Source organism: Bradyrhizobium sp. USDA 3397 (assembly GCF_054060965.1).
On sequence record NZ_JBSSDS010000001.1, the window covers coordinates 1,078,374 to 1,089,994 of the forward strand.

Annotated in this window: 8 protein-coding genes; 4 read left to right on the forward strand and 4 right to left on the reverse strand. The window is 66.6% G+C overall.

Features of this window, described 5'->3' with window-relative positions; all coding sequences use genetic code 11:
* Window positions 1–140: 140 nt before the first annotated feature.
* Window positions 141–1,094 (reverse strand): AEC family transporter, encoded by a 954-nt coding sequence (locus tag ACVWYQ_RS05040; protein WP_157288139.1) that lies wholly within the window; start codon window positions 1,092–1,094, stop codon window positions 141–143.
* A 106-nt stretch (window positions 1,095–1,200) separates the two neighbouring features.
* On the opposite strand from ACVWYQ_RS05040, the gene hspQ reads away from it, so the two are divergent.
* Complete coding sequence (gene hspQ / locus ACVWYQ_RS05045; RefSeq protein ID WP_008564941.1) at window positions 1,201–1,533, forward strand: heat shock protein HspQ; 333 nt, start codon at window positions 1,201–1,203, stop codon at window positions 1,531–1,533.
* Window positions 1,534–1,829: 296 nt separating this feature from the next.
* Here the strand turns inward: hspQ and ACVWYQ_RS05050 are convergent, their stop codons facing one another.
* Window positions 1,830–2,666, reverse strand: coding sequence for an invasion associated locus B family protein (locus ACVWYQ_RS05050; RefSeq protein WP_271537971.1), 837 nt, complete (start codon window positions 2,664–2,666; stop codon window positions 1,830–1,832).
* Between the two features lie 258 nt (window positions 2,667–2,924).
* On the opposite strand from ACVWYQ_RS05050, the gene ACVWYQ_RS05055 reads away from it, so the two are divergent.
* From ACVWYQ_RS05055 to ACVWYQ_RS05065, 3 genes are all read left to right on the forward strand, one after another.
* On the forward strand, window positions 2,925–4,775 hold the full coding sequence (locus tag ACVWYQ_RS05055; RefSeq protein ID WP_271537991.1) for an extracellular solute-binding protein: 1,851 nt from the start codon (window positions 2,925–2,927) through the stop codon (window positions 4,773–4,775).
* A gap of 4 nt (window positions 4,776–4,779) precedes the next feature.
* Window positions 4,780–6,282, forward strand: coding sequence for a class I adenylate-forming enzyme family protein (locus ACVWYQ_RS05060; RefSeq protein ID WP_271537970.1), 1,503 nt, complete (start codon window positions 4,780–4,782; stop codon window positions 6,280–6,282).
* Window positions 6,283–6,369: 87 nt separating this feature from the next.
* The gene (locus ACVWYQ_RS05065) at window positions 6,370–7,593 is read left to right on the forward strand and encodes a GGDEF domain-containing protein (protein WP_271537969.1); all 1,224 of its coding nucleotides are present in this window, start codon (window positions 6,370–6,372) and stop codon (window positions 7,591–7,593) included.
* 129 nt (window positions 7,594–7,722) lie between these two features.
* Here the strand turns inward: ACVWYQ_RS05065 and mfd are convergent, their stop codons facing one another.
* Window positions 7,723–11,241, reverse strand: coding sequence for a transcription-repair coupling factor (gene mfd / locus ACVWYQ_RS05070; protein ID WP_456725490.1), 3,519 nt, complete (start codon window positions 11,239–11,241; stop codon window positions 7,723–7,725).
* Window positions 11,238–11,531 (reverse strand): FAD assembly factor SdhE, encoded by a 294-nt coding sequence (locus ACVWYQ_RS05075; protein WP_404541021.1) that lies wholly within the window; start codon window positions 11,529–11,531, stop codon window positions 11,238–11,240. The genes mfd and ACVWYQ_RS05075 overlap by 4 nt, the downstream gene beginning before the upstream one ends.
* Window positions 11,532–11,621: the final 90 nt, after the last annotated feature.

The following is an 11,621-nucleotide window of genomic DNA, read 5'->3' on the forward strand; positions in this document are numbered from 1 at the left end:
GGGGGCTCTCTCCGCGACGGGATTTTTTCTGCACTCTCGACAATCCCGACGCGGAGAGAGCCCTCTCCCCGACCCTCTTCCGCAAGCGGGAGAGGGAGCGCACCGGCCCCGCGGAAGAGATCAAGCCAATCTCATCACCATCAAGGAAACGCCAACCTTCCCGTCTGGATCGCCCACATCACGCTGGTCAGCGTGACCACCGAGGCGAAGGTGCCGAGCAGCACTGCGACGGAGGCGGACTCGATCCAGGCATCGTTCTGCCGGGCGATGACGAACACGTTGAGCGCCGGCGGCAGCGCGGCCATGAGCACGGCGGTGGCCGCCCAAGGCTGCGCAAACGGGCCGAACGCCAACATCAGGGCGAACGCCGCGAGCGGATGGATCAGCAGCTTGACCGCGATCACGCCCGGCACCTCCCACGGCACCCGATCGAACGGGCGGAGCGCCACGGTGACGCCGAGCACGAACAGCGCGGTCGGCGCGGCCGCGTTCTGCAGGAAGGTGATGGTGCGGTCGAGCGCGACCGGCAGCTCGATATGCAGCGCCGCCACCGCCGCGCCGAAGCAAGCCGACATGATCAGCGGATTGAGCACGATCTGCTTCAGCACGACGCCGAAAGCGTGGACGAGCGAGGGATGGTCGCGGTCGGAAAGCTCGATCAAGAGCGGCACGATCGTGAACAGGAAGATGCTGTCGCAGCAGAAGATCAGCGCGGTCGGCGCAGCCGCCTTCGGCCCCAGCACCGCGAGCGCAAGGCCAGGGCCCATGTAGCCGATATTGCCATAGCCGCCGGAGAGGCCCGCGAGCGTCGCCTCGCGCAGCGTCAGCCGTCCGAGCAGCTTGCCGACCACGAGCGCTAGCGTGAACGCCGCGACCGTCGACAGCGTCGTCGCCACCAGGAACGGCGGGTTATTCAATTCCGAAAACGGCGTCTTCGACATGATCGCGAACAGCAGCGCCGGCAGCGACACGTAGAGCAGGAAGAAGTTCATCCAGGCGAGCCCCGATTCCGGGATGGACTTGACCTTGCCGCAGGCAAAACCGACGAAGATCAAGCCGAAATAAGGCAGCGCCAGATTGAGGATATCGACCATTGCTGAAGTTTTTTCTGAAGGCTTGGGGGCTATCCGCCCCGGAGACGAAGGTTAATTCCAGCTGAGGGCACTAGCATCGGCCACAATCCTGGTCTATCGACGGGGGATGATTAAAGCGCGGACCGCCAAATTCCAGATCGGACAGGTCGTTCGCCACCGGATCTTCTCGTTCCGGGGGGTGATTTTCGACATCGATCCGGAATTCAACAACACCGAGGAATGGTGGTTATCGATTCCCGAGGAAGTGCGACCCCACAAGGACCAGCCGTTCTATCACCTGCTCGCGGAGAACGCGGAATCCGAATACGTCGCCTATGTCTCGGAGCAGAACCTATTGCCGGACGATTCCGGCGAGCCGGTCCGGCATTCCCAGGTCGCCGAGATCTTTATCAAGGACAAGGCCGGCGGCTATCGCCCGCGCAATCCCTCGCTGAACTAAAGCTTCAGAAACCGGGCCGGCGCCTCGGCTCCACCTCTCCCCGACGGGGAGAGGTCGGATTGCTATGGCGCGCATTGCGCGCCTGAGCAATCCGGGTGAGGAGCCGCAGCGCCCAGTGAGACTGTAACCCCTCACCCGGATCGCATCTTGCGATGCGATCCGACCTCTCCCTTCGGGAGAGTTGAACGGAGCCCGATAGTCGGCACCGCGTCCGTTGAGAATTGCGCACCATCGAGCGGCCAGCAAAAAAGGCGCTCCAACCGAGCGCCTTTTTCACGTCCGGGATTTTATCCCGATTACTTCTGACCGGTCGGAGCCGCGCCGGGCGCGCCACCACCCTGCTGCTCGAGCTTCTTGCGTTGCTCTTCGGCCTTCTTCTGCAGCTCTTCCTGCAGCTTCTTCTGGGTCTCCTCGAACACCTTCGGATCGGTCGGCGGACCGTCATAGGCCTTCTGGAATTCGCCGGTGAGCGGCAGCGGCAGCGTCAGCGGCGCGCCGTTGGCATTGATCGCCTGGACAACGAGATTCTGGCCCTTCTTCATGTTGTTGATGAGCTCGGGCGTGGCCTCGTAGTCAGACATGCAGCCGTTCTGGAAGCAGATCACATAGGGCTGCTGCAGCGGCGCGTTGCTGTCGACGATGATGCGGGTGCCGTGCACGAGCTGCATGCCGAGCGGCAGCGTCACGCGCAGGATCTTCTTCGGTTCGCCTTCCGGCTCAATGATCACGGCCGCGATGACCGGCTGGCCCGATTCGATGCGGCCGTCCTTGCCGGTGAAGCAGACCTGCTTGGCATTGGCGTCCTGGCCCTTGAGGCAGAACTTGGTCCAGGGCGCATAGATCAGCTGGATCTGCTGGTCGGCGGGCTGGGCTCCGCCCTGCTGCGGGGCGCCTTGCGCCGGAGCCTGCTGGGCCTGCGGGGATGCTGCGGGCGCCGGAGCCTTGGGAGCTGCCTTGGGAGCAGCCGCCTTCGGAGCCGGGGCCGGGGAGGCCTTGGGCGCGGCGGGGGCGCCTGGGGCCGGCGCAGGGGTCTGAGCCTCGGCGGCAAACGGAACGGCCAACGCCGTCGCCGTCAACAGGGCGAGAAGTCGCCCGCGCGGCCGGACGGACGCGGCCAAGTAACGGAAATTCATTGCGGAAAACCCTTTCTGAACGGGAAGTGCCCGAACCGCTCCGAAGCGCCGAACCTGGCCGCCTTGGGCGCGGCTCTCTCCCCGTCAATTGAGGCGGATAAGTGACGGGCTCGACGCTCTTGCGCGATTGGGTGCCTTCTTAACGTGGCCGACGAAAAGATCAATGCCGACAAGCGTCTTTGGCCGGTCTGGTGCGAAAGCCCCATCAAATTCCCTGTGATAAGATTCGCCCGACGGTCCTCGAATCACCTTGTGCCGATGTTCATGTTCCAGCGCCTCTTCGAGGGCCCCGGCCTCGGCCTCCGCCTCTATACGCTTGCCCTTGCGCTTGCCGGGATGCTGTCGGCGGGCACCGCCGCGGCCGAGGAGGCCCATGCGATCGCCATGCACGGCAAGCCGGCGATGCCCGCCGGCTTCAGCCACATGCCCTACGCCGACCCCGATGCCCCCAAGGGCGGTCGCCTGACCTGGGGCATTCTCGGCACCTTCGACAGCCTCAATCCCTTCATCGTGAGGGGATTGGCGGTGCAGCCGGTCCGCAACTACGTGGTCGAGAGCCTGCTGGCGCGCGGACAGGACGAGCCGTTCACGCTTTACGGCCTGCTCGCCAGGACCGTCGAAACCAATGACGAACGAAGCTTCGTCACCTTCCACCTCGATCCCCGCGCTCGCTTCTCCGACGGCAAGCAGGTCACGGCCGAGGACGTGCTGTTCTCCTGGCAGCTGCTGCGCGACCACGGCCGCCCCAATCACCGGCAGTACTACGGCAAGGTCGCCAAGGCCGAAGCGCCCGATCCCCTCACCGTCCGATTCGACCTGACAGGCGCCAACGACCGCGAGCTGCCGCTGATTCTCGGCCTGATGCCGATCCTGCCGAAGCACGCCATCGACGTCGCGACCTTCGAGGAGACGACGCTGACCGCGCCGATTGGCTCAGGCCCCTATCGCGTCACCGCGGTGAAGCCCGGCGCCAGCGTGACGCTTGCGCGCAATCCCGATTATTGGGGCCGCGACCTCGCCATCAATCGCGGGCTCTACAATTTCGACGAGATCCGGCTCGACTATTTTCGCGAGGCCAACGGGCAGTTCGAGGCGTTCAAGCGCGGCCTCTACGATTTCCGCGTCGAGCACGAGCCGCTGCGCTGGCACGACGGCTATGACTTTCCGGCAGCCAAAAGCGGCGAGGTGATCCGCGACACCGTCAAGCCCGGCCTGCCGCAGCCGTCCGAATTCCTGGTGTTCAACACCCGCCGTCCTGTCTTCGCCGACATCCGCGTGCGGCAGGCTCTGACGCTGCTTTTCGACTTCGAGCTGGTCAACCGCAGCTATTTCTTCGCCCTCTATTCGCGCGTGGCCGGCTATTTCGCCGGCTCGGAGCTGTCGGCCTATGGCAGGCCTGCGGATGCGCGCGAGCGTGAGCTGCTCAAGCCGTTCGCCGCAAAGATTCCGCCCGACATCCTGGACGGCAGCTACCGCCTGCCGGTCACCGACGGATCAGGCCGCGACCGCACCACGCTGCGCGCGGCGCTGAAGCTGCTGTCGGAGGCCGGCTACGATCTCGACGGCACCGTGCTGCGCAATCGCGCGACCAAGAGCCCCTTCACCTTCGAGATCATGGTCACGACGCGCGACCAGGAGCGCATCGCGCTCGCCTTCCAGCGCGACCTCAGACGCGCCGGCATTGAGGCCAGCGTGCGCTCGGTCGATCCCGTGCAATTCGACCAGCGCCGGCTCGCCTACGAGTTCGACATGATCCAGAACCGCTGGGACCAATCGCTGTCGCCCGGCAACGAGCAATATTTCTATTGGGGCAGCGCGGCCGCGGACAATCCGGGCACCCGCAACTACATGGGCGCCAGGGATCCCGCCGTCGATGCCATGATCGCCGCCCTGCTCGAGGCCCGTGAACATACGGATTTCGTTTCGGCGGTGCGCGCGCTCGACCGCGCCCTGATCGCGGGCTTCTACACAATCCCGCTGTTTAACGTATCGGAGCAATGGATCGCGCGCTGGAATCGGATAGAACGGCCCAAGACCACCTCGCTCTCGGGCTATTTGCCGGAGACCTGGTGGTCGAAGGGGCAGCCGCAAGCTCATCAAGCGAAGTGACGCCGTGAACCAGCCAGCAATATCGCCGACGCTCGACACACTGTTTCAGCGCACGCTGATGCGGCAGCCCCACGCGACCGCCCTGCTCGATCCGCTCAACAAGACACGCATCACCGGGCACCATCCGCGGCGGATGACCTACACCGAGGCCGATACCGCCATCGAGGCGCTGTCGGCGCATTTCGTCGAATCGGGCCTGCCGGCCAATTCCGTGATCGCGATCCAGTTGCCGAACACTGTCGAGTTCGTGCTGACCGTGCTCGCCGCCCATCGCGCCGGCCTCGTCGTCGCCGTGCTGCCGCTGCTCTGGCGCCATGCGGAACTGACCGCCGCGCTCAACCGCACCGCCGCGCGCGCCATCGTTACCATGAGCACGGTCGACGGCGTCAGCTATGCCGATCTGGCCATGCACGCCGCGGCCGAGGCGTTCTCGATCCGGCACGTCTACGGCTTCGGAAGCGACCTGCCCGAAGGCATGGCTTCGCTCGACGACGTCCTGGCACGCCCGCCCGGCACCACGCGCGCCGTGATCCAGGACGGCCGCAAGGCGGCCATGATCTCCTTCGACGTCACGGCGGAGGGCTTCCGCCCGGTGCCGCGGCCGCATTTCAGCCTGATCGCGGGCGGCCTTGCGATGTCGCTCGAAGCCGACATCAAGCAGGGCGCGACCGTGATGGCGGCGTTCACGCCGATGTCGTTCGCAGGGCTCGCCTCCTCGCTCGCGGTGTGGCTGCTCTCGGGCGGCACGCTGGCGCTGCATCATCCGTTCGAGAACGATGTGCTGGAGCAGCAGATCAACGAGCACGAATGCGAGGTGCTGATCGCGCCGGCGCAGCTCGCGCTGCGGCTCGGCGATGCCGACCTCGCGGCGCGGATGCCCACCTTGCGCAACGTCATCGGCCTGTGGCGCGCGCCCGAGCAGGTCGCGGCGAGCGATGCCTGGATCGCGCCGCATGCGCCGCTGACCGACGTCTATCTGTTCGGCGAGGCCGGATTGTTCGGCGCCCGCCGCGGCGAGGACGGCATGCCGGTGCCTGTCATGCCCGGGCCGCACGGCGCTCCGCGCGAGCAGTCCGGCTCCTCCATCGCCGGCGAGATCCTGCTGACGCCGAAGGGCACGCTCGGCCTGCGCGGTGCGATGGTGCCGATCGCGGCCTACGCCCCGCCGCAGCCGGTCGGCGAGACGCTGACGGCGCAGCCACCGCGTGACTATGTCGACACCGGCTATGCCGCGCGGCTCGATCGCCCGAGCGGCGCGATCTGCATCACCGCGCCGCCCTCCGGCATCATGGCGGTCGGCGGCTATCGCTTCCTCTCCAACGATTTGCAGGAATGGGCGCGCCGGCTCGGCCAGGGCGCCCTGCTCACGGCGCTGCCCGACCGCCTCTCCGGTCACCGGCTCGCCGGGCGAGCCCAGGACAATGCCCGCGCCCGCGAGGCGCTCAGCGAGCTCGGGCTTAACCCCCTGATGGTCGAGGCTTTTCGCGACCGCTCCGGGCCGGTCTAGGCGCGGTTTCAGCGCCTGCGTTGACGCAGCATTAAGGCGGCCAAACTAGATTGCGGCGGCAAATTGTTGCGCGATCAGAGTTTTTACATGTCCCAGGCGGGCCCGATCCTGTTTGTGTCCGATGCCGAACGCCCCGCCTTCGTGGCGGCGCTGGACGAGGCCCGGCTCTTTCCCGTCGTCGACACCGACTGGACCAGCGCGCCGCGCGCGGTCGAAGAGGTGCAGCCGGCCGCGGTTCTCGCTGCGGTCCATGCCGGGCACGAGCCGCATGTGACGCGGCTCGCAAAGACGATCGCCGCTCAATCGCTTTACCTGCCCTTCGTGGCCCTGGATGCGGCGGGCACGCTGCCGCACAACGCCCTGCCCTTCTCCTCGCGCGGCGGCAGTCCCGACCGGCTGATCGCGCGGCTCCGGGCGGCGCTGCGCGTGCGGACATTGCACGCAACGGTTCTGCGCCGGCTGCCCGAAGTGAAAATCGCGCTGCCGCAGGGCGATCCCGCACGCGATGCCACCGTGCTCCTGATCGGCCGCGGCGCGGCTTACCCTGCGCTCTCCGTCGCGTTCGGCGAACGCGTCGGCGTGGTCGGTGCGCTCTCGATCGAGGCTGCCGCAAAACACCTCAATACCCGCGACCTCGACGGCGTCGTGCTCGCCGAAGGTTTTACCGCGCGCGTGACCGATGCGTTTCTGACCGTGCTCGCCGAGGACACCCGCTTCCGCAGCCTGCCCGTGGTCGTCACCGCCCACCACCTCACCCAGAGCTACGACCTGCCCAATCTCGAGCTGATCACCGGCGAGCCGCCGAGGATCGCGGCCAACGCGCTGCCCTTGATCCGCCAGCACGCCATGGAAGCGCAGCTGAGCCGCACGCTACGCTCGATCGATGCCGGCGGCTGGCTCGATCCACGCAGCGGCCTGCTCACGGTGGAAGCCTTCGCCCGCGATTTCGCCAAGGCTGTCGAGCAGACGCTGGCCCGCGGCGGCGGCCTCTCGGTCGCGCGCTTCGCCTTCGATCCCAACAATCCTCGCGCCCAGCTCGACGCCGCCCGCATCCTCAGCCGCCTGATGCGGCAGATGGATTTTGGCGCCGCGCAGAAGGACGGCTCGGTCATCGTCGTGTTCGCCGAGACCGACTTCCGCACCGCGCATATGATCGCGCGCCGCCTGTCGGCGGTGATGCGGCACACCTCCAACGGCAAGCACGAGATGCGCAGCGATCCCGTCGTCAGCGTGGACTCGCTGTCGCCGTCGGACACGGCAAGGTCCTTGCTGGCGCGGCTGTCGGCGGACGCATCGAGGGCGGCGTCGTAGTTTTTCGCGAGCTGCAGCAACGAGCACCGTCATTGCGAGCGCAGCGAAGGAATCCAGATTCTCTGCGCGGAGAGACTCTGGATTGCTTCGTCGCAAGGGCTCCTCGCAATGACGTGGTGAGAGCCGGGCCTACGCCGCCTTCTTGCTCTCTGCGAGCTGCGCCAGCTGCCGCATGATCTCCGTCGTGCCCGCGAGCCGCTCTTCCGGCGTCTCCCAATCCTGCAGGAACACCACCTTCATATCGGGGCGCACCTTGGCAGCCTGGCCGTAGCTGCGGATGAAGGTCACGAGGCGTTCCGGATAGGCGAAGGAATTGTCGCGGAAGACGATGACGGCGCCCTTTGGACCCGCGTCGATCTTCTCGACATTGGCCCTGCGGCAGAACGCCTTGATCGCGGCGACCTTGAACAGATAGCGCACCTCGTCCGGCAGCACGCCGAAGCGGTCGCGCATCTCGGCGCCGAAATTCTCGATCTCCTCCTCGGTGTCGAGATCGGCCAGGCGCCGGTACAGCGACAGCCGCACCGAGAGGTCGCTGACATAGTCCTCCGGAATCAGCACGGGCATGCCGATGGTGATCTGCGGCGACCAGCGATCGGCGGCGGGCTCTGAGACGCCGGCCTTGAGGTTGACGATCGCCTCCTCCAGCATCGACTGATAGAGCTCGAAGCCGACCTCCTTGATGTGGCCGGACTGCTCCTCGCCGAGCAAATTGCCGGCGCCGCGGATGTCGAGGTCGTGGGACGCCAGCTGGAAGCCGGCGCCCAGCGTCTCCAGCGACTGCAGCACGGTGAGCCGGCGCTCGGCCTGCGCCGTGATCTTCTGCTGCGCCGGCAGCGTGAACAGCGCATAGGCCCGCAGCTTGGAGCGGCCGACGCGGCCGCGCAGCTGGTAGAGCTGGGCAAGGCCGAACATGTCGGCGCGGTGGACGATCAGCGTGTTGGCGTTGGGGATGTCGAGGCCGGACTCGACGATCGTGGTCGACAACAGAACGTCGAACTTGCCGTCGTAGAACGCGGTCATGATGTCCTCGATCACGGCCGGCGGCATCTGGCCATGCGCGACCGCGACCTTCATCTCGGGCACGTTCTTGTCGAGGAAGTCCTTGACCTCGGCGAGGTCGTCGATGCGCGGCACGACGTAGAACGCCTGGCCGCCGCGATAGCGCTCGCGCAAGAGCGCCTCGCGGATCATCAGGGGATCGTGCGGGGCGACGAAGGTGCGCACCGCGAGGCGATCGACCGGTGGTGAAGCGATGATCGAGAGCTCGCGGACGCCGGTCAGTGCCAATTGGAGCGTGCGCGGGATCGGGGTTGCCGACAGCGTCAGCACGTGCACCTCGGCGCGCAGCGCCTTCAGCCGCTCCTTGTGGCTGACGCCGAAATGCTGCTCCTCGTCGACGATGAGCAGGCCAAGGTCGCGGAATTTGATCGCCTTGCCGAGCAACGCGTGGGTGCCTACGACGATGTCGACCGAGCCGTCGGCGATGCCCTTCTTGACCTCGTTGAGCTGCTTGGTCGGGATCAGGCGCGAGGCCTGTGCGACATTGACAGGAAAGCCTTTGAAGCGCTCGCTGAAGGTCCGGTAGTGCTGGCGCGCCAGCAGCGTGGTCGGCACCACGACCGCGACCTGCTTGCCGTCGAGCGCCACGGCGAAGGCGGCGCGCAGCGCCACCTCGGTCTTGCCGAAGCCGACGTCGCCGCAGATCAGGCGATCCATCGGGCGGCCCTTTTCGAGATCCTTCAGCGTCGACTCGATCGCGCCCAGCTGGTCCTCGGTCTCGTCATAGGGGAAACGTGCGCAGAACTCGTCATAGACGCCCTGCTGCACCGGCAGCTTCGGGGCCTCGTGCAGCATGCGCTCGGCCGCGATCTTGATCAGCTCGCCCGCGATCTCGCGGATGCGGTTCTTCAGTTTTGCTTTTCGGGTCTGCCAGCCCGAGCCACCGAGGCGGTCGAGCTCGACCGTGGTTTGATCAGAGCCGTAACGCGACAGCAGCTCGATGTTCTCGACCGGCAGGAACAGCTTGGTCTCGGCGGCATAATGCAGCTCGAGACAGTCATGCGGCGCGCCGGCGACGTCCAGCGTCTGCAGGCCGATGAATCGGCCGATGCCGTGATCGACGTGGACGACGATGTCGCCGGCGGTGAGGCTCGTCACCTCCGAGATGAAATTGTCGAGCTTGCGACTGGCCTTGCGCGGCCGCACCAGGCGGTCGCCGAGGATATCCTGCTCGCTGATGACGGCGATCTCGTCGGTCTCGAACCCGCTCTCGAGGCCGAGCACCGCGAGCATGGTCTCGTTGCGCGGCGTCGCCTGCACCGTCCGCCAGGAATTGACGCTGGTGGTGTGGGCGAGCTTGTGGTCTCGCAGCATCGAGGTCATGCGGTCGCGCGAGCCCTCCGTCCACAGCGCGATCACGACCTTCTTGCGCTGCGCCTGCAAGGCCATCACATGCGCGACGACGGATTCGAATACGTTGACCTTGCTGTCGTTGCGCTCCGGCGCGAAATCGCGGCCCTTGCGCGCACCTGCATCGACGACGCCGGTGCCGTCGGTCGGCACCGAGAACGGCGTCAGCCGCGCCAGCGGGATATCGCCGAGGCGCTTGGCCCATTCCTCCTCGGTCAGATACAGCCGGTCGGGCGGCAGCGGCTTGTAGATCGCGCCGCCGCCGGGATGCTCCATCGCCTCGCGCCTGGCCTCGTAATAGTCGAGGATCTGCTTGAATCGCTCGCGCACGGCGTCCTCGGCCTGCGGCTCGATCGCGATCGCAGCGCCTTGCAGATAATCGAACAGCGTGTCCATCCGGTCCTGGAACAGCGGCAGCCAGTGCTCCATGCCGGGATGGCGGCGGCCCTCGCTGACCGCTTCGTACAGCGCATCGTCGCGCTCGGGCGCGCCGAACTCGGCGACATAGCCCATGCGGAATCTGCGGATGGTGTCGGTGACGAGCTGGAACTCGGAGACCGGCACGAGGTCGAGCGAACGCATGTCGAGCAGCGTGCGCTGGGTCTCGGCGTCGAAGGAGCGGATTGATTCCAGGCTGTCGCCGAAGAAGTCGAAGCGCACCGGCTGCTCGAGGCCGGCCGGAAACAAATCCAAAATGCCGCCGCGCACCGCGTATTCGCCGGGCTCGCGCACGGTGGAGGAGCGGTTGTAGCCGTTGTGCTCGAGCCAGGCGACAACGGTGTCCATCGGCACGACGTTGCCCGGCGCGACCGACAGCGCCTGCGCCGCGACCAGCTCGCGCGCAGGCACGCGCTGCACCACCGCGTTCACCGTCGTCAGCACGATCAGCGGCTTGTCGCTGCCGGTGAGCGAGGCCAGCCGCGCCAGCGTGGTCAGGCGCTGGGCGAGAACGCCGCCATGCGGCGAGACGCGGTCATAGGGTTGGCAATCCCAGGCCGGAAAGGCCAGCACCGGCAGATCGGGCGCGAAGAACCGCAATCCGCGCTCGAGCGACTGCATGCGCCCGCCGTCGCGGCAGACGACCGCAAGGCTGACCGCCGGCTTCTTCGGCCGCCCCGCGATGGCACGGGCGAGATCGGAGACGATAAGGCCTTCGGCACCTTCCGCGACATTGGCGAGCGTCAGCGCGCGGCCGGGCGCGAGCAGCTCGGCCGGAGATTTCATTCCCTGCTTCATGCGTTGCCGTCCGCGATCGGAAACGCCGCCTTGATGCGGGCAAACAGCGCGCCGGCGACGTCGGCCGGCAGCACCTTGTCGCCCGTGATGGCGGCATAGAGATCGGGATCGTTGACCTCGAGCAAGGTTTCGAGCTGGCTCAGGTCGTCATCGGACAGATTGCCGATCTCGGCATCCGCGAAGCGGCCGAGGATCAGGTCCATCTCGCGCGTGCCGCGGTGCCAGCAGCGGAACAGAAGCCGCTTGCGGCGGTCATCCAGCCCGCTGCTCGATCGTGTCGTTCCCGTCATGTCTCAAATCCAGTCAAACGCAGAAAGCCCGGACGTGCCGGGCGGGGGTGATATAGCCACTCGAAGAGGCCATGTCAGCCCTTTGTTGTT

What these genes read in the sequence shown, in the direction of transcription:
- ACVWYQ_RS05040 (WP_157288139.1), bottom strand. Translation starts at nt 1,094, where the DNA reads ATGGTCGATATCCTCAATCTGGCGCTGCCTTATTTCGGCTTGATCTTC.
- hspQ (WP_008564941.1), top strand. Translation starts at nt 1,201, where the DNA reads ATGATTAAAGCGCGGACCGCCAAATTCCAGATCGGACAGGTCGTTCGC.
- ACVWYQ_RS05050 (WP_271537971.1), bottom strand. Translation starts at nt 2,666, where the DNA reads ATGAATTTCCGTTACTTGGCCGCGTCCGTCCGGCCGCGCGGGCGACTT.
- ACVWYQ_RS05055 (WP_271537991.1), top strand. Translation starts at nt 2,925, where the DNA reads ATGTTCATGTTCCAGCGCCTCTTCGAGGGCCCCGGCCTCGGCCTCCGC.
- ACVWYQ_RS05065 (WP_271537969.1), top strand. Translation starts at nt 6,370, where the DNA reads ATGTCCCAGGCGGGCCCGATCCTGTTTGTGTCCGATGCCGAACGCCCC.
- mfd (WP_456725490.1), bottom strand. Translation starts at nt 11,241, where the DNA reads ATGAAGCAGGGAATGAAATCTCCGGCCGAGCTGCTCGCGCCCGGCCGC.
- ACVWYQ_RS05075 (WP_404541021.1), bottom strand. Translation starts at nt 11,531, where the DNA reads ATGACGGGAACGACACGATCGAGCAGCGGGCTGGATGACCGCCGCAAG.